This is a genomic window from Allocatelliglobosispora scoriae (assembly GCF_014204945.1).
GTDB classification, from domain to species: Bacteria; Actinomycetota; Actinomycetes; order Mycobacteriales; family Micromonosporaceae; genus Allocatelliglobosispora; species Allocatelliglobosispora scoriae.
This window is the reverse complement of the sequence record NZ_JACHMN010000002.1, coordinates 1,565,978-1,587,241: the sequence shown is the minus strand read 5'-3', so window position 1 is coordinate 1,587,241 and position 21,264 is coordinate 1,565,978. Positions and strand designations below refer to the sequence as shown.

Here is a 21,264-nt window from a genome sequence, read left to right as displayed (position 1 = left end):
GCCAGCTGACAGGGCATTTATTGATGCTCCGATGTGTCCGGTATTGACCGGGATGATTCCGGACATATGTCGGTAACTTGCCGCTCGTGACCCCGTAATGGGAATCACAGTCTGGCCTCAGTGGTGTGCAATTCGGCCCTCAGTCTGCTTATGGTGCTCCACATGGCAGATGGTTCCGATACGACGCTGACTCTCGAACGCCCCGCGCAAGACCTTGTCTCTGGAATCAAGGGCTTCATGCGGGATCACGGCGGGGCGACTGCGGTCATCGAGTACGTCGGCCGGCGCGGTGCTCGCATCGTGCTGGTGGGTGGAGATGGCGCCTGGGGGGATCGGGTGGCACCTAGCACCGACGTCGCGCGCGCGGCCTGCGAGCAGGCCGGCGTTACTTTGGAAAACAGCTGGGAGCGGGAGTTGATCGAGCTGATGCGGCCGAGCAACGACCTGTGGCGCTCCATGTCCAAGCGCACGCTCTCACGCTGATCTAGCACAACCTCACCTCGTACATAACCCCTTTCGCGCGGCCCGGGCCTAGCCCGGGCCGCATTTTGCGCCCACCACCCGTCCTGGCGGCGCCTCGCCTCGCGCGCATGATCGCGCTGTTTCCCGGAAGTAGCCCCCTCAGAGGGCGCCGGTAGGGCCTACTTCCGGGAAAGAACGCGATCATGCGCGGTGGTGAAACGATCGGTGGGGGGTCGGCTCCTTACGAAGTACCCCGCTCTACGATGGCTGGGTGATCGACTCGCCAGCATTCGGTGCCTCGCCCCGCGTCGCGCTCGCCACCTGCGCCGACCTGCCCGACCTGGAGCCCGACGACCGGCTCCTGCTCGCGCCGCTGGCGCGCCGGGGCATCACGGCGGAACCGGCGGTCTGGGACGACCCGGCGATCGACTGGGCGGGCTACGACCTCGTCGTGCTGCGCAACCCGTGGGACTACTTCTACCGGCGCGCGGAGTTCATCACCTGGGTCCACTCGGTGCCCCGGCTGCTCAACGCGGCCGACGTGGTGGAGTGGAACACCGACAAGCGCTACCTGCGCGAGCTCAGCGCGGCCGGGGTGCCCGTGGTCCCCACGTCCTGGGTGGAGCCCGGCGACGAGTGGAGCCCGCCCGCCGAAGCCGGTCTCTACGTCATCAAGCCCGCCGTGAGCGCCGGGAGCAAGGACACCGGGCGCTACGACCTCGCCGATGCCGACCTCGCCGTGGCGCACGTGCGGCGCCTTCAGGCGGCCGGGCGGCTCGTGATGATCCAGCCCTACCTGCCGGCCGTCGACAGCTACGGCGAGACCGCGCTGCTCTACTTCAGCTCGCCGGAGACGGGCGAGCCCGCCTTCAGCCATGCGATCCGCAAGGGTCCGATGCTCGTCGGTCCGGATGCGGGAGTGGCGGGCCTCTACGTCCCCGAGAAGATCACGCCGCGGACGCCCACCGAGGCCGAGTTCGCGACGGCCCGCCGGGTGCTCGCCGCACTGCCGTCGGGGCTGCTCTACGCCCGGATCGACCTCATACCTGGCCTGGACGGCTCGCCCGTGCTGGTCGAGGTGGAGCTGACCGAGCCGTCGGTCTTCCTGGAGCACGACGAGCACGCCGCAGACCGCTTCGCCGCAGCCATAGCGGCGAGACTTTAGGAGCGCAGCGGCCCAGAAATAGAGCGCCGGGACTCAGCTCAGCACTTTGGCCAGGAACGCCTTCGTCCGCTGGTGCTGGGGGTTGGCGAGGACCACCCGCGGGTCGCCCGACTCCACGATGACGCCGCCGTCCATGAAGACCAGCGTGTCGCCGACCTCGCGGGCGAAGCCGATCTCGTGGGTCACCACGATCATCGTCATGCCGTCCTTCGCCAGGCCCTTCATCACGTCGAGCACCTCGCCGACGAGCTCTGGGTCGAGCGCGCTGGTCGGCTCGTCGAAGAGCATCAGCTTCGGCCGCATCGCCAGCGCCCGCGCGATCGCCACCCGCTGCTGCTGCCCGCCGGAGAGCTGCGCGGGGTAGTTGAGCAGCTTGTCGGCGAGGCCTACCCGGTCGAGCAGGGCGGCGGCCTCGGTCTTGGCGGTGGACTTGGCGAGCCGGGTGACCCGGACCGGCGCCTCCATCACGTTCTCGATCGCGGTGAGGTGCGGGAAGAGGTTGAACCGCTGGAAGACCATGCCGATCGCGCGACGCTGGGCGGCGACCTCCTTCTCCCGCAGCTCGTGCAGTTTGCCGCCGCGCTCGCGGTAACCGACGAGGTCGCCGTCGACCCAGATCCGCCCGGCGTTGATCTTCTCCAGGTGGTTGACGCAGCGCAGCAGGGTCGACTTGCCGGAGCCGGAGGGCCCGATCATGCAGCAGACCTCGGCGGGACGGACCACCATGTCGATGCCCTTGAGCACCTCGGTCGAGCCGAAGGACTTGTAGACGTTCTCGACGCGGACCATCTCGCCGGTTCGAGGTGCCGACGGCTCGGGCGCCCCGGGCGCGTCGCCGGTCACTGTCAGGTCGGTCACGGCGTACCCCCTCCGCTCTCTGCTGTGATGTCGCGCAGCCGGGCCTTGGCCTTCTGCGCGGTGCCGTAGCCCCGGGAGAAGTAGCGCTCGACGAAGTACTGCCCGATCATCAGGATGCTCGTCATCGCGAGGTACCACAGGCACGCCGCGACGAGCATCGGGAAGACCTTGAAGGTCCGCGAGCCGATCGCCGAGAGCTGGAAGAAGAGCTCGTTGGTGACGGGCACGAAGGCGAGCAGCGAGGTGTCCTTGAGCATCGCGATCATCTCGTTGCCGGTCGGCGGCACGATCACCCGCATCGCCTGCGGCAGCACGACCCGCCGCAGCGTCAGGCCGCGGCTCATGCCGAGCGCCGACGACGCCTCGGCCTGCCCCGGGTCGACCGACTGGATCCCGGCGCGCACGATCTCGGCCATATAGGCCCCCTCGGAGAGCGCCAGGCCGATCAACCCGGCCGTGAAACCCGAGATGGCGGTACGCGCGTCGAAGCCGAACAGCCGCGCGGAGAAGTCGTGGATCCCGAAGAGCGCACCGAGCTGCCGGTCGAAGGGGATGCCGAACTCGAGCCGTTCCCAGAGGATGCCGAGGTTGCCGAAGAGCACCAGCAGCACCACCCGGGGGATGGCCCGGAAGAACCAGGTGTAGACCCAGCCCGCACCGGCGAGGATCGGGTTCGTCGACAACCGCATGATCGCGGCGATGATGCCGAGCGTGATCCCGATCGCCATCGCCAGCACCGTCACGACCAGCGCGGTCTTGACGCCCTCGATCACCGGCGGCCGGAACATGTTGTCGATCATGAACGACCACTCGAACCGGTCGTTCGTCACCAGCAGGTGCACGAACATCGCGGCGAGGATCGCGATCACGACGATCGCGACCCAGCGGCCCGGGTGCCGCACCGGAACCGCCTTGATCGCCTCCGGACGGCTCCGGGGCTCGGGCTGCGGTTCCGGCGCGGGCGGCTGCTGTGTCACGGGTTGAGGGCGGGGGTCGTGATGGCGCCGGCCTCGACACCCCACTTGGTGAGGATCTGCTTGTAGGTCCCGTCGGCGATGAGTGCCGCGACGGCGTCCCGCAGCGCCTCGGCGTACGCGGTCTGGTCCTTCTTCACCACGTACCCGTAGGGCGCGGAGTCGTAGATGTCGCCGACGAGGGCGAGCTGCCCGTTCGTCTGCTTCACGGCGTAGGCGGTGATGGGGGAGTCGGCGAGCATCGCGTCGTTCTTGCCCGAGACGACCGAGGCGGACGCCTGGTCCTGGCCCTGGAACTGCTCGATCGTGATCGCCGGCTTGCCCGCGTCGGTGCACGCCTTGGACTTCGCGGTGATGTCGTCGACCTGGACGGTGCTCGCCTGCACGGCGACCTTCTTGCCGCAGGCGTTGGCCGGGTCGATCGTCGCGCCGGTCTTCGCCGCCCACTGGGTGCCGGCGTTGAAGTAGCTGACCATGTTGGTCTCGGCCTTGCGCTCCGGGTTGATCGTGAACGACGAGACGCCGGCCTCGTACTTGCCGGAGAGGACGCCGGGGATGACATCGGCGAACTTGCTCGACACCCACTCGGTCCTGAGCCCGAGCTTCGCCGCCACGGCGTTGAAGAGGTCCACGTCGAAACCGATGACGGTCTTGCCGTCGGTGTCGAGGAATTCGTTCGGCGCGTAGGTCGAGTCGGTGCCGACGACGATCTTGCCGTCGGACTTGACGGCGTCGGGGACCTTCGCCGCGAGCGCGCTGTCGGCGGCCACGGTGGGTGCGGGCGACGACGAGGTGTCGGAGCTCTCCTTGTCACCGCACGCGGCCACCGCGAGCAGCATGGATGCCAGCACGATGGCACCCTTGGCGCTGATCTTCATGTATCCCCCGTGTATGTATTTCTATACTAATTGTCCGGAATGTCGACATCATACAATCCGAGCGGAGGGCTGGGCCGTCGAACCGCGTTCGAAGTGGTCCATTGATTGCCGACTCTTTTCATGTATGTCAATTCCGCGTACGCTCCGGTGCGGGAGCGCTCCCACAACTCCGCACCGCCGACTCCACGGAGGAGCGCATGAAACAACTTTCCGGCGCGATCGCCAGGGTGTGCCTCATCGTCACCGGCACGCTCATCGCCGCCATCGTCATCGCTGCACCCGCGCACGCGGATGTCAGCATCTGCGAGAAGTACGGCTCGACCACGATCTCCAGCGGTCGATACGTCGTGATGAACAACAACTGGGGGGACGACACCACCCAGTGCATCAACGTCACCGGCACCGGCTTCAACGTCACCACCGCCAGCCACAACCGGCCGACGAACGGCGCGCCGGGTGCCTACCCGGCCGTCTACTACGGCTGCCACTACGCCAACTGCAGCAGCGGCAGCGGGCTGCCCCTGCAGGCGAGCTCGTCCGCGTTCAACACCATCAACACCAGTGTCAGCATGACCCTGCCCGGCTCCGGGGTCTGGGACGCGGCGTACGACATCTGGTTCGACCCGACCCCGCGCACCGACGGCCAGAACACCGGCGCGGAGATCATGGTCTGGCTCAACAAGCTCGGCTCGATCCAGCCGGTCGGCTCGCAGGTCGGTACGGTGTCCCTCGGGGGCGCGACCTGGAACGTCTGGTTCGGCAACATCGGCTGGAACGTCATCTCCTACGTCCGCCAGAGCGGCGTCAGCTCGCTCGACTTCAATGTCAACACCTTCTACACCGACGCGATCAGCCGGGGCTATGCCCAGCGCTCCTGGTACCTCACGAGCATCCAGGCGGGCTTCGAGCCGTGGGTCGGGCAGACCGGCCTCGCGGTCAACTCCTTCTCGGTGACCACGTCCGGCGGCGGCGGCGACACGAGCCCGCCCACCACCCCGGGCACCCTGAGCGCGTCGGGCGTGACGTCCTCGGGGGCCACCCTGTCCTGGGGCGGTTCCAGCGACAACGTCGGTGTCACCGGCTATGACGTCTTCCGCGCGCCGGGCACGAGCGGCGGCAGCTTCACCCAGGTGGGTACGGCGTCCGGCACCACCTATGCCGCGACCGGCCTGTCGGCGTCGACGAGCTACCGCTTCTACGTCCGAGCGCGGGACGCGGCGGGCAACACCTCCGGCAACTCCAACACGGTCACCGTCACCACGACGGCCGGCGGCGGGGGAGGCGGCTCCTGTCGCGTGGGCTATGTCCCCAACACCTGGGGCAACGGCTTCACCGCCACCGTCACGATCACCAACACCGGCTCGACGGTCATCAACGGCTGGACGCTGACCTTCAGCTTCTCGGGCAACCAGCAGATCACCAGCGGCTGGCAGGCGGCCGTGACCCAGAGCGGGCAGGCCGTGACCGCTCGGGACCTCGGCTACAACGCGAGCATCCCGGCCGGCGGCGGCAGCACGTCCTTCGGATTCCAGGGGACCTACTCCGGCACCAACGCCACCCCGACCGCCTTCAAGGTCAACGGCGCGGCGTGCTCCTAGCTAGAGCCGTGCGAGGAAGGTTCTGAGACCGGCGCCTGGCGGATCATCCGGATGCTCCGCCAGGCCCCGCTCGGCCCACTGACGGGCGGCGTCGACCTCGCCGATGTCGCGCAGCGCCCGGGCCAGGCGGCCGTATTGTGCGGGGTGCTGCAGGTCGCCGCCGATCACGTCGACGAGCATCACGACATCGCGGTCCTGCCGGGCGAGCTGCTCGACGGCGTAACGGGCGGGCAGGGACTCCGGGTCGGCCGCCCAGCGGCGGCGGACCTCCGTGCGATAGGCGGCGAGGCCGTCCGGGGTGAGGGGGTCTGCGTACTCCCCGATCTGGACCGGGCACCACGGACCGGCGAACTGCACGTCGACCAGCCACGACGCGAGCCGGAGCGGCTCGGGCGGGGCGAGACGGCAGGCTTCGGCGTGCGCGGCGAGCAGCCGGTTGAGCAGATCGTCCAGGCTCCCCGCGGCGTCGTCGGCATCGGCGAGCGCGCCGAGCACCCCGGCGATGCCCCGCTCCAGCAGCGGCCGGGCGGTGTCGGCGCCCCCGGCGCGCACGAGCCCGGCGAGCGCCTCGGCGACCTCACCGGCCCGCTTCGAATAGCGCACCGCGCCCCAGTAGTCGAGCGGCCCACTGCAGGAGAACGCGTTGTTGACGGTGGCGGGCAGCGTGACGGCGTCGACCGGTGGACTTCGGCGCAGCGACGGGGACACGCCGCCCATCATGCCGCTCCTTGTGAACGAGGTCACGCGGTTAGCGATTACCAGCCGTGTTTGCAACCGTCAAGTTATCTTCCAGTGACCTCTCGGCTGAGGGCTGGTGACCAACGGTCGATGCCGAGGTGAGCTCCCCTGACGGCCCGGCAGCGGACTTGATCGATGGCCACAGCCGCAGCGTCGCGATCCAGACGAGACACGCGCCGAGCATGTGCGCCGCGACCAGCACCCGCGGCAGATCCGTGAAGTATTGAACAAATCCGATCAAACCCTGGCCGAGCAGTACGCCGAGCAGCACCTTCGGTGCCCGACCCGGCAGCAGGAAGACGGCGGCGAGGGTGAGCCCGAGGACGAGGAAGACCAGATCGGCGTGGATCTGCGAGATCTGCTCGGGATCGAAGCCGTTGCGTGCCGCCCCGGTGTCGCCCGAGTGCGGACCGGCGCCGGTGACGAGCACCCCGGCGACGAGCACGGCGGCACTCGCGACGGTGGTGGCGATCACGAGGGGCCGCGCTCCGCGCGGATTCGGCGGATTCGGCGACCCGATCCGCGCCGTCGCCCGGACCAGCCCGTAGGTGACCGCGATCAGCGCGATCGAGAGCAGGAAGTGCATGCCGACGACCCACGGGTTGAGGCGCACCCGGACGGTCGCACCGCCGACGAGGCCCTGCACGGCGACACCGGCGAGGACGCCGAGCGCCCAGCGCAGCTCGCCGCGCCGGTGCATCCGCCAGGCGAGCAGCACAGAGATGAGCGCGATGACGCCGACCACCCCGGTCAGGGTGCGGTTGCCGAACTCGATGGCGCCGTGGATCCCCATCTCGGGGGTCGCGACGTAGGAGTCGTCGGTACACCTGGGCCACGTGGGGCAGCCGAGGCCGGAGTTGCTCAGCCGGACGGCGCCACCGGTGACGACGATCGCGACGTTGACCACGAGGTTCGCTAGTGCGAAGCGGTGGAGCACGGGGGAGTAAGGCTGCACTGCTGCAATATAGAGAGCCAGCTCGCCGCCGTTGCGGAGCGAGGCCCGCGAGGGCGCTCCACGTCACGGTGTTCTGGATCACTCGCCACCCGGTTTGCGCACGCCAACCTAAATAAGTCACACTGATGTAGTGAAAAACCTCGTGACGCCGACGGGTCTGCCTGCGCAGCCCTCGCCGCCGCACGGGGCAACGCAGGCCGAGGGCGCCGACCGGCGTACCCGTGATCGGGTCATCGAACGCCTCGGCCAGGGTGACGCGACCGCCGGGCAGCTGGGCATCGCGCTGGGGTTGAAGCCGGCGGCGATCCGCCGACACCTCGACGCGCTCCTCTCGGACAACCTGGTCACCTGCCGCGACCTGCGCTCACGCGGTCGTGGGCGTCCCTCCAAGCTCTTCTCGCTCACCCCCGCCGCGCGCGAGGGCCTCGGCGGGCACCTCTATGACGACCTGGCCACGTCGGCACTGCGCTGGATCTCGGCGCAGTCGGGCGAGGCCGGGGTGGCCGCCTTCGCCAAGGCGCAGGTGGCCGAGCTCGAGGAGCGCTGCGAGGCGGCGCTCCGGGAGGCGGGTGACGACCCGCTCGCGAGAGCGGAGGCACTCGCCAACGCGCTGACGGCCGAGGGTTACGCTGCGAACGCATCCGTGATCGCCTCCGGCGGCCAGCTTTGCCAGCACCACTGCCCGGTGGCTCACGTTGCCGCCGAGTTTCCGCAGCTCTGCGAGGCCGAGACCCAGGTGATCTCCCGCCTGGTCGGCACGCACGTGCAGCGGCTCGCCACCATCGCTCACGGCGATGGGGTGTGCACGACGCACATCCCGTCGCTCAGGCCCAGTGTGAGGACTGACCATGACTGAGACGACGCAGGACCAGCTCGCTGGTCTGGGCACCTATGAGTACGGCTGGGCCGACAAGGACACCGCCGGCGCCAACTCCCGCCGCGGCCTCAACGAGGACGTGGTCCGGGACATCTCGGCGAAGAAGAGCGAGCCCGAGTGGATGCTCGATCTGCGACTCAAGGGTCTGCGTCTGTTCGGGCGCAAGCCCATGCCGTCGTGGGGCGCCGACCTCAGTGGCATCGACTTCGACAACATCAAGTACTTCGTGCGGTCCACGGAGCGCCAGGCGGCGACCTGGGAAGAGCTGCCCGAGGACATCAAGAACACCTATGACCGGCTCGGCATCCCCGAGGCCGAGAAGCAGCGGCTCGTCGCGGGTGTGGCCGCGCAGTACGAGTCCGAGGTCGTCTACCACTCCATCCGCGAGGACCTGGAGCAGCAGGGCGTCCTCTTCCTCGACACCGACACCGCTCTCAAGGAGCAGCCGGAGCTCTTCAAGGAATACTTCGGCACCGTGATCCCGGTCGGCGACAACAAGTTCGCCGCGCTCAACACGGCGGTCTGGAGCGGCGGGTCGTTCATCTACGTGCCGCCGGGCGTCAACGTGGAGATCCCGCTGCAGGCGTACTTCCGGATCAACACGGAGAACATGGGCCAGTTCGAGCGGACCCTGATCATCGTCGACGAGAACGCCTACGTGCACTACGTCGAGGGCTGCACCGCGCCGGTCTACTCCTCCGACTCGCTGCACAGCGCGGTCGTGGAGATCATCGTCAAGAAGGGCGGCCGCTGCCGCTACACGACGATCCAGAACTGGTCGAACAACGTCTACAACCTCGTCACCAAGCGGGCGGTCTGCCACGAGGGCGCGACGATGGAGTGGATCGACGGCAACATCGGCTCCAAGGTCACCATGAAGTACCCGGCCGTCTACATGCTCGGCGAGCACGCCAAGGGCGAGGTCCTCTCCGTCGCCATGGCCGGCGAGGGCCAGCACCAGGACGCCGGCGCCAAGATGGTGCACGCCGCGCCGCACACCTCTTCGACGATCATCAGCAAGTCGATCGCCCGGGGCGGCGGCCGCACGAGCTACCGCGGCCTGGTGCAGGTGCTGGAGGGCTCGCACCACAGCAAGTCCACGGTCAAGTGCGACGCGCTGCTCGTCGACACGATCTCCCGCTCCGACACCTACCCCTACGTCGACATCCGCGAGGACGACGTCTCGATGGGGCACGAGGCCACGGTCTCCAAGGTCTCCGAGGACCAGCTCTTCTACCTGATGAGCCGCGGTATGGCCGAGGACGAGGCGATGGCGATGATCGTGCGCGGCTTCATCGAGCCGATCGCCAAGGAACTCCCGATGGAATACGCCCTTGAGCTCAACCGGCTCATCGAGCTGCAGATGGAAGGAGCCGTCGGCTGATGGCCGTCACGACGTTGGAGACCTCCGCACCGGTGATCCCGCCGAAGACGAAGTCTCAACTGCTGCGCTCCTTTGACGTGAGCGACTTCCCGGCGCTGACCGGCCGCGAGGAGGAGTGGCGCTTCACGCCGCTCAAGCGCCTGCGCGGTCTGGTCACGGCGACCGGGGCCACCGGCGGGACGGTGAAGCACGACTTCCCGTCGCTGCCGGCCGGCTTCTCGGTGAGCACCGTGGACGGTTCGGCCGTCACGCCGCTGCTGGTGCCGTTCGACCGGATCAGCGCGCTCGCCTTCGGCGCCGCACCGCAGGTCACCCTCATCGAGGTCGCCCGCGAGGCGGTCCCGGCCGAGGCGGCCGTGGTCCGCGTCAGCGGCGACAGCGCCGACGGGCTCTCGTTCGCCCGCACCTATGTGCGGGTCGGCGCGATGGCCTCCGCGACGCTGATCGTCGAGCACACCGGCTCGGCCACGCTCGCCGACAACATCGAGGTCGCGGTCGACAACGGCGCCCAGCTCACGCTGGTCACCGTCGCCGACTGGGCGGCCGACGCGGTCCAGGCCCAGCACATCAAGTTCCGGCTCGGCCGCGACGCCAAGGTCACCCACGTCCAGGTCACCCTGGGCGGGGACCTGGTGCGTCAATACACCAGCGTGGAGTACGCGGACCGGGGCGGCGACGCCACCCTGTGGGGCCTCTACTTCGCCGACGGCGGCCAGCACCAGGAGCACCGCCTCCTCGTCGACCACGCGGTGCCGGACTGCCGGTCCTACGTCGGTTACCGGGGCGCGCTGCAGGGCGACGACTCGCACACGATCTGGGTCGGCGACGTGCTGATCCAGGCCGAGGCGACCGGCACCAGCACCTATGAGATCAACCGCAACCTGATCCTGTCGGACGGGGCGCGGGCGGACTCGGTCCCCAACCTGGAGATCGAGACCGGCGAGATCGTCGGCGCGGGCCACGCCAGCACGACGGGGCGCTTCGACGACGAGCAGCTGTTCTACCTGATGGCGCGGGGCATCCCCGAGGCCGAGGCGCGGCAGCTCGTGGTGCGGGGCTTCTTCGCGGAGCTGCTCGCCAAGATCCCGGTCGAGGAGCTGCGCGAGCGGCTCGGCGCGGTGATCGAATCGCGGCTGGTGAAGGCCGGTTCATGAGGAGAGTGTGCGCGGTGTCCGAGGTGGCGAAGGGGACGGCGATGAGTGTGGATCTCGATGATCTCACCATCGCGGTCGTCCACGCCGACGACGACACCTTCTACGCGATCTACGACGAGTGTTCCCACGCGTCCGTGCCGCTCTCCGACGGCGAGGTCGACGGCTGCACCCTGGAGTGCTGGCTGCACGGCTCCCGCTTCGACCTGCGCAGCGGCAAGCCGTCCGGGCTGCCCGCCACGGAGCCCGTGCCCGTCTATCCCGTCGAGATCCGCGACGGTGATGTCTACGTAAGCCTGACCGCAAGCAATGGAGTAACCCGATGAGTGTTCTCGAGATCCGTGACCTTCAGGTCTCCGTCAAGCTCCCCGAGGGTGAGCTCAAGCCGATCCTGCACGGCGTCAACCTGACGGTGCGCGCCGGCGAGACGCACGCCATCATGGGCCCCAACGGCTCGGGCAAGTCGACGCTCGCCTACTCGATCGCCGGTCACCCGAAATACCAGATCACCGGCGGCACGGTCACCCTCGACGGGCAGGACGTGCTCGCGATGACCGTCGACGAGCGGGCCCGGGCGGGCCTCTTCCTCGCGATGCAGTACCCGGTCGAGGTGCCGGGGGTGTCGGTGGCGAACTTCCTGCGTACCGCCAAGACCGCGATCGACGGTGAGGCGCCGAAGCTGCGCACGTGGGGCGCGGAGCTCAAGGGCTCGATGGAGAAGATGGGCATGGACCCGGCCATGGCCCAGCGCAACGTCAACGAGGGCTTCTCCGGCGGTGAGAAGAAGCGCCACGAGATCGTCCAGCTGGAGCTGCTCAAGCCGAAGGTCGCGATCCTCGACGAGACCGACTCCGGCCTCGACGTCGACGCGCTGCGGGTCGTCAGCGAGGGCGTCAACCGCGTCCAGGCCAACGGCGACACCGGCCTGCTGCTGATCACCCACTACACCCGGATCCTGCGCTACATCAAGCCGGACTTCGTGCACGTCTTCATCGCCGGCAAGATCGTCGAAGAGGGCGGCCCGGAGCTCGCCGACAAACTCGAGGACGAGGGCTACGAGAGGTACGCGGTCAGCGCATCATGATCACTATTCCGGCCGGGATGCCGCAGTACGCCGACAAGCCACGTTTCGATGTCGACGCGATCCGTGCCGACTTCCCGATCCTGAGCCGGACGATCAACGGATATCCGCTGGTCTACCTCGACAGCGGCAACACCTCGCAGAAGCCCCGCCAGGTCATCGACGCGATGTCGGCGCACTACGCGCAGCACAACGCCAACGTGGCCCGCTCGGTGCACCAGCTCGGCACCGAGGCGACCGAGGCCTACGAGGGCGCCCGGGCGAAGGTGGCCGCCTTCATCGGCGCCACCTCCCCGGACGAGGTCGTCTTCACGAAGAACTCGACCGAGGCGATCAACCTGGTGGCGCACGCCTTCTCCGGCCGCGCCACCGACGAGCGCTTCCGGCTGGGCCCCGGCGACGAGATCGTCGTCTCGGAGATGGAGCACCACTCCAACCTGGTCCCGTGGCAGCTGCTCTGTGAGCGGACCGGTGCCACGCTGCGCTGGTTCGGCATCACCGAGCAGGGCCGCCTCGACGAGTCGACACTGGACGAGCTGGTCAACGAGCGCACGAAGATCGTCTCCATCGTGCACACCTCCAACATCCTGGGCACCGTCAACGCCACCGCGCGGATCACCGCGCGCGTCCGCGAGGTCGGTGCGCTGCTGATGCTCGACTGCTCGCAGACGATCCCGCACCTGCCCTTCGACGTCGTCGACTACGACGTGGACTTCATCGCCTTCACCGCGCACAAGATGCTCGGCCCGACCGGGATCGGTGTGCTCTGGGGCCGGTCGTCGCTGCTGGAGGCGATGCCGCCCTTCCTCGGCGGCGGTTCCATGGTCGAGACGGTGACGATGGGCAAGACCACCTACGCCCCGCCGCCGGCCCGGTTCGAGGCGGGCACGCCGCCGATCGCCGAGGCCGTCGGGCTGGGTGCCGCGATCGATTACCTCTCCGCCGTCGGCATGGAGGCGATCGCGTGGCATGAGAAGGAGCTCACCGCGTATGCCCTGGACGCCCTGACAACTGTCCAAGGCCTGCGCATCTTCGGTCCGACCGTCCCGGTCGGCCGAGGTGGGACGATCTCGTTCGCAGTGGACGGGATCCACCCCCACGATGTGGGTCAGGTGCTGGACAACCTCGGCATCCAGGTGCGGGTGGGGCATCACTGCGCCCGGCCGACCTGCGTACGTTTCGGCGTACCGGCGATGACCAGGGCGTCCCTCTACCTCTACACCACGACGGCCGAGATCGACGCGCTCGTGCGCGGTCTCGAACAGGTGCGGAAGGTCTTCATGTAATGCAGCTTGACCAGCTCTACCAGGAGATCATCCTGGACCACTACAAACACCCGCACGGGCGGGGGTTGCGGGATCCCTTCGGTGCGGAGGCCCATCACGTCAACCCCACCTGCGGCGACGAGATCACGCTCCGCGTGACGCTCGATGGGGAAAAGATCACCGACATCTCGTACGACGGCCAGGGCTGCTCGATCAGCCAGGCGTCGGCGAGCGTGCTGCACGAGCTGCTCGTCGGCTCCACGCTCACCGACGCGCTGACGGTGCACGAGGCCTTCGTCGAGCTGATGCTCGGCAAGGGCCAGGTGACGCCCGACGAGGCGGTGCTCGGCGACGGCATCGCGTTCGCCGGGGTGGCGAGATATCCGGCCCGCGTCAAGTGCGCGCTGCTCTCATGGATGGCATTGAAGGACGCGGCGCTGCGGGCGAGCGCGCAGGAGGAGGGATCGGTATGAGTGACACCGAGGTTGTCGAGACCGAAGCCGTTGCGACGGAGGCCGTAGCGGCTGAAGCCGGTGCGACCGAGGCTCCGGTGGCGAAGGCTGCCGGGCCGAAGGCCGCCATCCCCGATGTCGAGGAGGCGATGCGTGACGTCGTCGACCCCGAGCTGGGGATCAACGTCGTCGACCTGGGCCTCGTCTACGGCCTGCACGTCGACGACGAGAACGTCCTCACCATCGACATGACGCTCACCTCCGCGGCCTGCCCGCTCACCGATGTGATCGAGGACCAGACCCGGCAGGCGCTCACGGGCGGCCCGGTCCCGCTGGTCAGCGACTTCCGCATCAACTGGGTGTGGCTGCCGCCGTGGGGTCCGGACAAGATCACTGACGAGGGCCGCGACCAGTTGCGGACGCTCGGCTTCAACGTCTGAAGGCTTTCGCTCGACCGTGCCGGGGCCCTGCGTCGGCGGCTCCGGCACGGTAGCCTCTCCGTTCGTGACTCACCCCTTCCCCGGCACCCACCCGGTCGCCCCCAGCCCCTCCGCGCTGACGCTGTTCACGAAGAAGACCCCCGGCTCGTTCGGTGCCCTCATGAAGCCGACCGCCGTGATCAACGGTCACACCGTGCCGCTGGAGTGGGGGCAGAACGTCCTGCAGGCCCAGCCCGGCGTGCACCACATCGAGATCTACTGCCAGTACCTCTGGAAGATCGGCAAGGCTGGCATCACGGTGGACAACACCACCGCTCCGGCCGCTCCGGTCTACTACGCCGCGCCGTGGCACAACTTCTCCAAGGGTGCGATCGGCCATCAGCCGGTGAAGAACCCGGGCGGCATCACGATCCTCGTCGTGCTCGCCGTGGTCTTCGCGCTGGTGGCGTTCTGCTGCATCGGCGCCTCGCTGATGGACGGCGGCACGAGCGTATAAACCCTTCGACGGCCGAGGGCGGCGCCTGCCAGAATGCGCTCATGACACGCCATCGCCTGCTCAGTGCACCGTTGACCGCCGCGACGGCGGGAGCGGGCCGACAGCAGCATGGCTCCCCGACCGGGACGACACCGCCACGCTCGTGACGGCGGCCGCTCTCGCCGGTGCCCTCGCCGGGCTCGGCGTCGCGGTGCCGGTCGGCGCCATCGCACTGCTGCTGATCTCCCTGACCGCGCGGACATCGTTCAAGGTCGGCGCGTTGGCCGCTCTCGGTGTCGCGACCGCCGACGGGATCTACGCCCTCATCGCCGTGCTCGGCGGTGCCGCCCTCGCCGGGGTGATCGCCCCGGTCTCCCGACCATTGCGCTGGGTGGCGGCCGTCGTGCTGCTCGTCATCGCGGTCCGGATGGTGGTGACGGCCGTCCGCCACTACCGCGATCCGGCGAGTGCTCGCGAGGTCGGCGGGCTGACGACGCCCCTCCGGGCCTACGCGAGCCTGCTCGGGATCACCCTGCTCAACCCCATGACGATCGTCTACTTCGGAGCACTGGTGCTCGGCCGGGGCGACTCGGCGGAGCTCGGGGCCGCCGGGTCGCTCGTCTTCGTGATCGCCGCGTTCCTGGCGAGTGCCGCGTGGCAGCTGACGCTGGCGGGCGGGGGAGCACTGGTGGGGCGGATCCTCACCGGTCCGCGGGGCCGGCTGGGAACCGCGCTCGTCTCGGGTGCGGTCATCGGCGTACTCGCCGTCGGTCTGGTGTGGAGCTGAGGGCTTTCCTTTCATAGTCTCCATATATAGACTTTAGAGATGCCGCGACAACCGGATAGCTCGCCGCAGACCCTGCGGGTCTTCCGCTGCCTGGTGGACGACCCGCAGGGCTGGCACTACGGCTATGCCCTGAGCAAGCAGACGGGCCTCGCGCCCGGCACCCTCTACCCGATCCTGGCCCGCCTCGTCGACCGAGGCCTGCTGGAGACCCGGTGGGAGCCCGCCGAGCAGGTCGGCCGCCCGCCGCGCCACCTCTACCGCGCCACCGCCGACGGCCTCGACCTCGCCAACGCGCGGCTCGCCGCCGCCGGACCGGCAACCCCCGCTCCCACCACCCTCATCCCCAGGACGGCATCATGACCGAGCCATGGTTGCGCCGCGCGGCCCGCCGCGCGCTCCTTCTCCGGGTACGCCGACTCCACACCCACGGCACCGCCACCGCCGACCGGGCCGAGGCGGCCCACCGCAGCGCCGAGCGCGGTATCGAGTGGGGCGAGGCGATGCTCGCCGAGTTCGACCAGACCACGGGCTCCTGGGAGGGGCTGCGGTGGAGCGCGAGCGCACTGCGGGCCATCGGGCGGCTGCGCCCTGCCACTGACCCGGGCTCCGCTCTCGTCCGACTGCGCCGCCGGGCCGTGGTCGTGGTCGTGTCGGTCGTGGTGCTCGCCGTGCCCGTCCAGGCCTTCGCGGCGGGCGTCGCCTACATCCCGTCCGGTGCCATGGCGCCGACCCTGCAGATCGACGACCGCGTCATCATCGACAAGGTCGGGTTCCGCTGGACCGGCCTCGCCCACGGCGACGTCGTCACCGCCGACGTCGCCGGTGAGACCATGATCAAGAGAGTCCTGGGGCTGCCCGGCGACACCATCGAGTGCCGCGACGGCGTCCTGCTCCGCAACGGCGAGCTGGTGGCCGAGGACTACCTCGAGGTCGGCACCCGCACCGTCTGTGATCCGCTGACGGTGCCGATCGGCACCGTCTACCTGCTCGGCGACGCGCGCGAGTCGTCCGGGGACTCCCGGATCTTCGGCCCGGTGCCGATCGCCGCCGTCACCGGCCGGATGGTGACGAGCATCCGCCTGTGATCCGGGCGACCGGCCGGTGGGTCGCCTGCCGTCTATGCTCGCTTTCGTGAGGACGACCGCTGGGGCGACCGCCGAGACGACCACCCCGTCGGCAGCCGTGGCGACACCCGAGGCGGCTGCGACCGGTCCGGCTCCGGGGTGGCAGCGGTGGGCACCCCTCGCCGCTGCCGTCCTCGCCGCCGTCGTGGTGCTCCTGCGGGCCGACACCGCCCCGCTGGACCTCCTGCGCTACGCCGCTTACGCCGTGCTCGCCGTCGCGCTGCCGGGCACCCTGGTCTACCGGTCGCTGCGGCGCACCCCGCACACCTTCGTCGAGGATGTCGCGATGGGGATCGCCGTCGGCCTCTGCCTCGAGATCCCCGCCTGGCTCGCCTTCTCGCTGCTCGACCTGCGCGGCTGGACGGCGCTGTGGCCGCTGGCGGTGCTGGTGCCGTTCGCGCTGGTCCCCCGGCTGCGACGGCACTGGCGGGTCACGGGTTATGCCCCGACACCGCTGGGGTGGTCGTGGTCGATCGCGGGTGTCGTGGTCTTCTTCATGGCGTACCTGTCGGTGGTCTTCCTGGAGCGCAACCCCGTCCTGCCCGAGGGCGAGCTCACCCGGCAGTACCTCGACCTCGCCTACCAGCTCTCACTCGCCGGTGAGGCCAAGCACCACTTCCCGATCGAGGTGCCGCAGCTCAGCGGGGTGCCGCTGCACTACCACTGGTTCGGCTACGTGCACATGGCGATGGTGAGCATGGTCGGCGGCGTCGATCTGCCGGTCGTCTCGCTGCGGCTGGTGGTGCCGGGGCTGAGCGCTGCGGCGATCGTGCTCACCGGCGTGATCGGGTGGCGGCTCGCCGGGCGGCCCTACGCCGGGGTCGGTGCCGCGGTGCTCTTCTGGGTGATCGGCGAGATCACCTTCACCGACCCGGTCGGCCAGCCCTTCGGCACGCAGTCGATGTTCGTCATCTGGCACGGCATGTCGATGATCTACAGCTGGGTGCTGCTGCTCGCCCTGATCATGGCGGTCACCTCGGCCCTGCGGCGCCCGACTACGGGCATGTTCGTCCTGGTCGGCGCTCTGTCCCTGGCGTCGAGCGGTGCCAAGGCGAGCTCGCTGCCGGTGACGCTGCTGGCGCTCGCACTCACCGGGCTGGTCCTGCTGGTCCGAGGCTGGTCAGCGGGTTCTAATCTGCGGACCCGGCTGCCCTGGACCGTCATCGGGCTCGGTGCGATCGTCGCCGGAGCGCAGCTCTTCGCGACCGCGGTGCTGTTCCACTTCGAGACCTACGGCCTCGTCCTCGACCCGCTCGCCAACCTGCGCTTCTACTGGGACAACGGCGAGCCGGTGGCGATGGTCGTGGCGGCGTTCCTGATCAGCATGCTGATCAAATATGTCGGGGCGGTGCCGCTGCTGCGGGGACCCGCATCGCTCGCTCCCGAACAGGTCTTCCTGCTCGGCGGCGCGCTTGCCGGACCGCTGCTCTACCTCGCCTTCAGCAGCGTCAACAGCCAGTATTTCACCCGCGCCGGCTTCACCTTCGGTGTGCTGCTCGCCGCCTGGGGCTGGTCGACGGCGTTCGATTCGCTCCGCCCGGCCTGGCGCGGTGCGGTCGTCACCGGCGGTGCGGTCCTCGCCGTGATCCTCACCGGGGTTCAGCTCGACCTCGCGCCCAGCCCGTCGGTCTACGGCCAGATCGCACCGATCGTGCTGTGGGCGCTGATCCTCGGCGGGGTCGGCGTCGTCGCCTGGATCGCCTGGACCGCGGTGGTGCAGCGCCGTCCGGCCCTGCGCGGTGCCGGTCCGGCGATCGCGCTCACCGCGGTCCTGGTCGCGGGCGCGCCCGCCTTCGCCATGGACGCGGCTAAAGCCGAGCGGTCGCCCAACGGCGGTGCCTACTTCAACGTCCCGATGCCGCAGGCGCGGGTCGAGGCCGCCAGATGGGTACGCGATCACAGCGCACCCTCCGACATCCTCGTCACCAACGTGCACTGCCGGGTCGGCGAGGGCGCGACCTGCGATCCGGTCTCCTTCTGGCTCAGCGCCTATGCCGAGCGCCGGGTGCTCGTCGAGAGCTGGGGCTTCGCGCCCGGCCGGTTCGCGCAGGCGCACTCCCCGGACCTGGCCCTCTTCTGGGACCAGCCGCTGCTGAGCCTCAACGACTCCGCGATCTCCGGCCCGACCGCCGACGGGCTGGCCCGGTTGCGCGACGATTACGGCGTGCGGTGGCTCGTCGTCGACCGGGACACCGGACCGGAGTCACCCCTCGTGGCGGACCTCGCCGACCTGCGCTTCGACAACGGCCGGCTCGCCGTCTACGAGCTGCGCCGACCGCGCTCCGGCACCGCCACCACGGCGTCGACCTCGACGAGGTAACCGGGCCGGAAGAGTCCGCCGACACCGATCAGCGTGCTGGCCGGGTTGACCCGGTCGCCGAGCGCCGGACGGAGGAACTCGTCGCGTACGTCGCGGATCACCTGCAGGCCCGTGCCGTCGACCAGACAGGTGTCCAGGACGTACCAACCGAGCCGGGCGACATCGGCCCAACCCGCGCCGAGCGTCGTCAGGATTGCTTCCAGATTGCGCATTGCCTGCTCGGTCTGTGCGCGGATGTCGTCGGCCCCGACGAGGTTGCCGTCGGCGTCCATCGCGACCTGACCTGCGATAAAGGCCAGCGGACCGGACGCGACGACGGCGTGGGCGTAGCCGTGGGAGTCCGGAAGATCGCTGACGGAGGCAAGTCGATCGATGATTGGCATGATCGGAATCCTACGACGTGGCTATCATCGCCCGCATGGGTCCGATGAGTTTTGAGCGAGACATCGCCGCGCCGGTGGAGGGCGTCTGGGCAACGATGACCGACGTCAACCGCTATGCCGAGCGGTTCAGCAAGATCGACGCAGCGGTGCTGACCAGCGATGGATCGATGGACGACGGATCTTTCGACGTCGGCACGCGCTGGCGCGAGACCCGGACCGCCCACGGCCGGAGCGCGTCGGTCGACTACTGCGTCACCGAGTGCGACCCGCACCGCCGGTACCTCGCCGAGTGCTGGTCAGGTGCCCGATCCTTCATGGAGTACGTCTTCGTCCCCAGCGAGGACGGCACCCGGACCACGGTGCGGGTGACCTTCTGGACCCGCGGCGGCGGGCCTGGATTCTGGCTGGGCAGCCGGTTGTTCCGGGCCCGGATCGTCGAGTGCGTCGTCGACCACAACAACACCGACCTCGCCGACCTGGCCCGCGCCTGCGAACGCCGATCCGTACCCTCCGGCAGGTGACCGGTCACCACCCCGGTACGGATGCCCGGTCCACGATCGCCACAACTCTTCAAGAGTTGGTCCTCAACGGCGCGACCGCGTTCTGGGCCGCCCCGACCGTCGGGGGATACTGCCGACCATGACTGTGGTGCACGCGGCGCATACCGCCGACCTGGACGCGGCCAGCCTGAAAGCAGCCCGGGACCTGCTCTACGACGTCTTCGACGACATGACCGACGCCGACTGGGAGCACTCGCTCGGCGGCATGCACGCGCTCGCCTGGGACGGCGCCGAGCTGATCGGCCACGCCGCCGTCATCCAGCGGCGCCTCCTCCACGGCGGCCGCGCGCTGCGGACCGGCTACGTCGAGGGGGTCGCCGTCCGGGCCGACCGCCGTCGCCAGGGGGTCGCGAGTGCCCTCATGGCGGAGCTCGAGCGGATCATCCGCGGTGCCTACGACCTCGGCGCGCTCGGTGCCACCGACGAGGGCGCCGCCTTCTACGTCTCGCGGGGCTGGACCTGCTGGACAGGCCCGACCGCGGCGATGACCCCGAACGGCATCGAGCGCACCCCCGACGAGGACGGTGCGATCTACGTCCTCACGGTCTCGTCCGCGCTCACCGGCCAGCACGCCGCCGATCCGGCGGGAGAGCTCGCCTGCGACTGGCGCGACGGCGACGCCTGGTAGGCCGACCCGCCGACCGGAACACCGCGACAGCATTCAGGCAGCCTCGGCGGCGTGTTTCAGCGCCTCCCGACGCGACAGCGGCGACAGCGGGGTGGCCGCGACGAACGAGGCCACCGCGGCCGGGTCGACGTAGGCGTACTGCCGCAGCGCCCAGCCGATCCCCTTGCGGATGAAGAAGTCCGGGTGCCCCGCCTGCGCCGCGCAGTAGCCGAAGAGCCGCTCGGCGTCGGTGTCCGCCCGGTAGCCGAGCTGGTGCAGGATCGCGGTCCTGATCAGCCACAGCTCCGAACCGAAGACCCACTCGTCCATGGTGGCGACGAGCGACGGGTGGCGGCTGACGAGCGGCCCGACGACGTGCGCGGCGAGGGTGTCCACAGTGTCCCACCAGGACTTCTCCACGATGAGTGTGCGCACGACCGGCAGGAACGACGGCCCCGCGACCTTGACGTGGGTACGCAGGTAGGCGCAAGCGGCGTACTGGTACTCGCGGTAGGGCTGCTCCCAGCACCCGAGCGCGAAGTCCCGCAGGTCGGACTCGTCGGGCGGGCGGTACGCCGCGAAGACCGGCCGCAGCACCGCCTTGAGCTGCGGCGACCTGATCCCGAGGAAGTCGAAGTGGTGCTTCATGTAGGCGGCCATCGCGGGCGCGTCCGCCGGCGAAGCGGCCGGTGGCAGCACTGCGGAGACGGCGTCGAGCAGAGTCGTCACG

Annotated in this window: 26 protein-coding genes; 19 read left to right on the top strand and 7 right to left on the bottom strand. The window is 69.4% G+C overall.

Features of this window, described 5'->3' with window-relative positions:
- Positions 1 to 162 precede the first annotated feature (162 nt).
- Together F4553_RS12850 and F4553_RS12845 are read left to right on the top strand one after the other, a co-directional pair.
- A complete protein-coding gene (locus tag F4553_RS12850) occupies positions 163 to 483 on the top strand; it encodes a hypothetical protein (protein ID WP_184835732.1) in 321 nt (106 codons plus the stop codon).
- Positions 484 to 733: 250 nt separating this feature from the next.
- Positions 734 to 1,627 carry an ATP-grasp domain-containing protein gene (locus tag F4553_RS12845; protein ID WP_184835730.1) on the top strand — a complete coding sequence of 298 codons (894 nt, stop codon included), beginning with the start codon at positions 734 to 736 and terminating at the stop codon, positions 1,625 to 1,627.
- Between the two features lie 33 nt (positions 1,628 to 1,660).
- Here F4553_RS12845 and F4553_RS12840 read toward each other — a convergent pair whose 3' ends face one another.
- The 3 genes from F4553_RS12840 to F4553_RS12830 all read right to left on the bottom strand — a co-directional run bounded on the left by F4553_RS12840 (position 1,661) and on the right by F4553_RS12830 (position 4,337).
- Complete coding sequence (locus F4553_RS12840) at positions 1,661 to 2,416, bottom strand: amino acid ABC transporter ATP-binding protein (protein WP_184840675.1); 756 nt, start codon at positions 2,414 to 2,416, stop codon at positions 1,661 to 1,663.
- A gap of 65 nt (positions 2,417 to 2,481) precedes the next feature.
- Entirely contained in the window at positions 2,482 to 3,462 is a 981-nt protein-coding gene (locus F4553_RS12835) for an amino acid ABC transporter permease (protein WP_312875187.1), read from the bottom strand.
- The gene (locus F4553_RS12830) at positions 3,459 to 4,337 is read right to left on the bottom strand and encodes an ABC transporter substrate-binding protein (protein WP_184835728.1); all 879 of its coding nucleotides are present in this window, start codon (positions 4,335 to 4,337) and stop codon (positions 3,459 to 3,461) included. Before F4553_RS12830 ends, F4553_RS12835 begins: the two co-directional genes overlap by 4 nt.
- A gap of 197 nt (positions 4,338 to 4,534) precedes the next feature.
- Between F4553_RS12830 and F4553_RS12825 the strand changes: the two genes are divergently transcribed.
- Positions 4,535 to 5,935: a GH12 family glycosyl hydrolase domain-containing protein gene (locus F4553_RS12825; RefSeq protein ID WP_184835726.1), complete on the top strand. Its 1,401-nt coding sequence runs from the start codon at positions 4,535 to 4,537 to the stop codon at positions 5,933 to 5,935.
- Here the strand turns inward: F4553_RS12825 and F4553_RS12820 are convergent, their stop codons facing one another.
- Together F4553_RS12820 and F4553_RS12815 are read right to left on the bottom strand one after the other, a co-directional pair.
- On the bottom strand, positions 5,936 to 6,652 hold the full coding sequence (locus tag F4553_RS12820) for a tetratricopeptide repeat protein (protein ID WP_184835724.1): 717 nt from the start codon (positions 6,650 to 6,652) through the stop codon (positions 5,936 to 5,938).
- Between the two features lie 31 nt (positions 6,653 to 6,683).
- Positions 6,684 to 7,637 (bottom strand): COX15/CtaA family protein, encoded by a 954-nt coding sequence (locus F4553_RS12815; protein WP_376776264.1) that lies wholly within the window; start codon positions 7,635 to 7,637, stop codon positions 6,684 to 6,686.
- Between the two features lie 121 nt (positions 7,638 to 7,758).
- Between F4553_RS12815 and F4553_RS12810 the strand changes: the two genes are divergently transcribed.
- The 13 genes from F4553_RS12810 (at position 7,759) to F4553_RS12750 (ending at position 18,984) form a co-directional block, all read left to right on the top strand.
- Positions 7,759 to 8,484 (top strand): helix-turn-helix transcriptional regulator, encoded by a 726-nt coding sequence (locus F4553_RS12810; RefSeq protein WP_376776207.1) that lies wholly within the window; start codon positions 7,759 to 7,761, stop codon positions 8,482 to 8,484.
- Positions 8,477 to 9,889 carry a Fe-S cluster assembly protein SufB gene (gene sufB, locus F4553_RS12805; RefSeq protein ID WP_184835722.1) on the top strand — a complete coding sequence of 471 codons (1,413 nt, stop codon included), beginning with the start codon at positions 8,477 to 8,479 and terminating at the stop codon, positions 9,887 to 9,889. The genes F4553_RS12810 and sufB overlap by 8 nt, the downstream gene beginning before the upstream one ends.
- The gene (sufD, locus tag F4553_RS12800; protein WP_184835720.1) at positions 9,889 to 11,043 is read left to right on the top strand and encodes a Fe-S cluster assembly protein SufD; all 1,155 of its coding nucleotides are present in this window, start codon (positions 9,889 to 9,891) and stop codon (positions 11,041 to 11,043) included. Before sufB ends, sufD begins: the two co-directional genes overlap by 1 nt.
- Positions 11,040 to 11,366 carry a non-heme iron oxygenase ferredoxin subunit gene (locus F4553_RS12795; RefSeq protein WP_184835718.1) on the top strand — a complete coding sequence of 109 codons (327 nt, stop codon included), beginning with the start codon at positions 11,040 to 11,042 and terminating at the stop codon, positions 11,364 to 11,366. The genes sufD and F4553_RS12795 overlap by 4 nt, the downstream gene beginning before the upstream one ends.
- The gene (gene sufC / locus F4553_RS12790) at positions 11,363 to 12,124 is read left to right on the top strand and encodes a Fe-S cluster assembly ATPase SufC (protein WP_184835716.1); all 762 of its coding nucleotides are present in this window, start codon (positions 11,363 to 11,365) and stop codon (positions 12,122 to 12,124) included. Before F4553_RS12795 ends, sufC begins: the two co-directional genes overlap by 4 nt.
- Positions 12,121 to 13,407, top strand: coding sequence for a cysteine desulfurase (locus F4553_RS12785; protein WP_184835714.1), 1,287 nt, complete (start codon positions 12,121 to 12,123; stop codon positions 13,405 to 13,407). Before sufC ends, F4553_RS12785 begins: the two co-directional genes overlap by 4 nt.
- Entirely contained in the window at positions 13,407 to 13,859 is a 453-nt protein-coding gene (sufU, locus tag F4553_RS12780) for a Fe-S cluster assembly sulfur transfer protein SufU (protein WP_184835712.1), read from the top strand. Before F4553_RS12785 ends, sufU begins: the two co-directional genes overlap by 1 nt.
- A complete protein-coding gene (locus F4553_RS12775; protein ID WP_184835710.1) occupies positions 13,856 to 14,278 on the top strand; it encodes a metal-sulfur cluster assembly factor in 423 nt (140 codons plus the stop codon). Before sufU ends, F4553_RS12775 begins: the two co-directional genes overlap by 4 nt.
- A 64-nt stretch (positions 14,279 to 14,342) precedes the next feature.
- A complete protein-coding gene (locus tag F4553_RS12770; RefSeq protein WP_184835708.1) occupies positions 14,343 to 14,774 on the top strand; it encodes a hypothetical protein in 432 nt (143 codons plus the stop codon).
- Positions 14,775 to 14,916: 142 nt separating this feature from the next.
- Positions 14,917 to 15,540, top strand: a complete 624-nt coding sequence (locus F4553_RS12765) for a LysE/ArgO family amino acid transporter (protein ID WP_184835706.1) — start codon at positions 14,917 to 14,919, stop codon at positions 15,538 to 15,540.
- 39 nt (positions 15,541 to 15,579) lie between these two features.
- Complete coding sequence (locus F4553_RS12760; protein ID WP_184835704.1) at positions 15,580 to 15,900, top strand: PadR family transcriptional regulator; 321 nt, start codon at positions 15,580 to 15,582, stop codon at positions 15,898 to 15,900.
- Positions 15,897 to 16,625, top strand: coding sequence for a signal peptidase I (gene lepB / locus F4553_RS12755; RefSeq protein ID WP_184835702.1), 729 nt, complete (start codon positions 15,897 to 15,899; stop codon positions 16,623 to 16,625). The genes F4553_RS12760 and lepB overlap by 4 nt, the downstream gene beginning before the upstream one ends.
- A gap of 46 nt (positions 16,626 to 16,671) precedes the next feature.
- A complete protein-coding gene (locus F4553_RS12750) occupies positions 16,672 to 18,984 on the top strand; it encodes a hypothetical protein (protein WP_184835700.1) in 2,313 nt (770 codons plus the stop codon).
- Here the strand turns inward: F4553_RS12750 and F4553_RS12745 are convergent.
- Positions 18,924 to 19,367 (bottom strand): RidA family protein, encoded by a 444-nt coding sequence (locus tag F4553_RS12745; RefSeq protein WP_184835698.1) that lies wholly within the window; start codon positions 19,365 to 19,367, stop codon positions 18,924 to 18,926. The two genes, F4553_RS12750 and F4553_RS12745, sit on opposite strands and share 61 nt — an antisense overlap.
- Positions 19,368 to 19,411: 44 nt before the next feature.
- On the opposite strand from F4553_RS12745, the gene F4553_RS12740 reads away from it, so the two are divergent.
- From F4553_RS12740 to F4553_RS12735, 3 genes are read left to right on the top strand one after another with little or no spacing between them, the layout of a single operon-like run.
- A complete protein-coding gene (locus F4553_RS12740; protein ID WP_184835696.1) occupies positions 19,412 to 19,888 on the top strand; it encodes an SRPBCC family protein in 477 nt (158 codons plus the stop codon).
- Positions 19,885 to 20,010, top strand: a complete 126-nt coding sequence (locus F4553_RS41860) for a hypothetical protein (protein ID WP_281395010.1) — start codon at positions 19,885 to 19,887, stop codon at positions 20,008 to 20,010. The genes F4553_RS12740 and F4553_RS41860 overlap by 4 nt, the downstream gene beginning before the upstream one ends.
- On the top strand, positions 20,007 to 20,555 hold the full coding sequence (locus tag F4553_RS12735) for a GNAT family N-acetyltransferase (protein WP_184835694.1): 549 nt from the start codon (positions 20,007 to 20,009) through the stop codon (positions 20,553 to 20,555). Before F4553_RS41860 ends, F4553_RS12735 begins: the two co-directional genes overlap by 4 nt.
- A 33-nt stretch (positions 20,556 to 20,588) precedes the next feature.
- On the opposite strand, the gene F4553_RS12730 is transcribed toward F4553_RS12735, so the two are convergent.
- The gene (locus tag F4553_RS12730) at positions 20,589 to 21,263 is read right to left on the bottom strand and encodes a DNA alkylation repair protein (protein ID WP_312875185.1); all 675 of its coding nucleotides are present in this window, start codon (positions 21,261 to 21,263) and stop codon (positions 20,589 to 20,591) included.
- Between the last annotated feature and the right edge of the window lies 1 nt (position 21,264).

What these genes read in the sequence shown, in the direction of transcription:
- F4553_RS12850 (WP_184835732.1), top strand. Translation starts at nt 163, where the DNA reads ATGGCAGATGGTTCCGATACGACGCTGACTCTCGAACGCCCCGCGCAA.
- F4553_RS12840 (WP_184840675.1), bottom strand. Translation starts at nt 2,416, where the DNA reads ATGGTCCGCGTCGAGAACGTCTACAAGTCCTTCGGCTCGACCGAGGTG.
- F4553_RS12830 (WP_184835728.1), bottom strand. Translation starts at nt 4,337, where the DNA reads ATGAAGATCAGCGCCAAGGGTGCCATCGTGCTGGCATCCATGCTGCTC.
- F4553_RS12825 (WP_184835726.1), top strand. Translation starts at nt 4,535, where the DNA reads ATGAAACAACTTTCCGGCGCGATCGCCAGGGTGTGCCTCATCGTCACC.
- F4553_RS12820 (WP_184835724.1), bottom strand. Translation starts at nt 6,652, where the DNA reads ATGGGCGGCGTGTCCCCGTCGCTGCGCCGAAGTCCACCGGTCGACGCC.
- sufB (WP_184835722.1), top strand. Translation starts at nt 8,477, where the DNA reads ATGACTGAGACGACGCAGGACCAGCTCGCTGGTCTGGGCACCTATGAG.
- sufD (WP_184835720.1), top strand. Translation starts at nt 9,889, where the DNA reads ATGGCCGTCACGACGTTGGAGACCTCCGCACCGGTGATCCCGCCGAAG.
- F4553_RS12795 (WP_184835718.1), top strand. Translation starts at nt 11,040, where the DNA reads ATGAGGAGAGTGTGCGCGGTGTCCGAGGTGGCGAAGGGGACGGCGATG.
- sufC (WP_184835716.1), top strand. Translation starts at nt 11,363, where the DNA reads ATGAGTGTTCTCGAGATCCGTGACCTTCAGGTCTCCGTCAAGCTCCCC.
- F4553_RS12785 (WP_184835714.1), top strand. Translation starts at nt 12,121, where the DNA reads ATGATCACTATTCCGGCCGGGATGCCGCAGTACGCCGACAAGCCACGT.
- sufU (WP_184835712.1), top strand. Translation starts at nt 13,407, where the DNA reads ATGCAGCTTGACCAGCTCTACCAGGAGATCATCCTGGACCACTACAAA.
- F4553_RS12775 (WP_184835710.1), top strand. Translation starts at nt 13,856, where the DNA reads ATGAGTGACACCGAGGTTGTCGAGACCGAAGCCGTTGCGACGGAGGCC.
- F4553_RS12760 (WP_184835704.1), top strand. Translation starts at nt 15,580, where the DNA reads ATGCCGCGACAACCGGATAGCTCGCCGCAGACCCTGCGGGTCTTCCGC.
- lepB (WP_184835702.1), top strand. Translation starts at nt 15,897, where the DNA reads ATGACCGAGCCATGGTTGCGCCGCGCGGCCCGCCGCGCGCTCCTTCTC.
- F4553_RS12745 (WP_184835698.1), bottom strand. Translation starts at nt 19,367, where the DNA reads ATGCCAATCATCGATCGACTTGCCTCCGTCAGCGATCTTCCGGACTCC.
- F4553_RS12740 (WP_184835696.1), top strand. Translation starts at nt 19,412, where the DNA reads ATGAGTTTTGAGCGAGACATCGCCGCGCCGGTGGAGGGCGTCTGGGCA.
- F4553_RS12735 (WP_184835694.1), top strand. Translation starts at nt 20,007, where the DNA reads ATGACTGTGGTGCACGCGGCGCATACCGCCGACCTGGACGCGGCCAGC.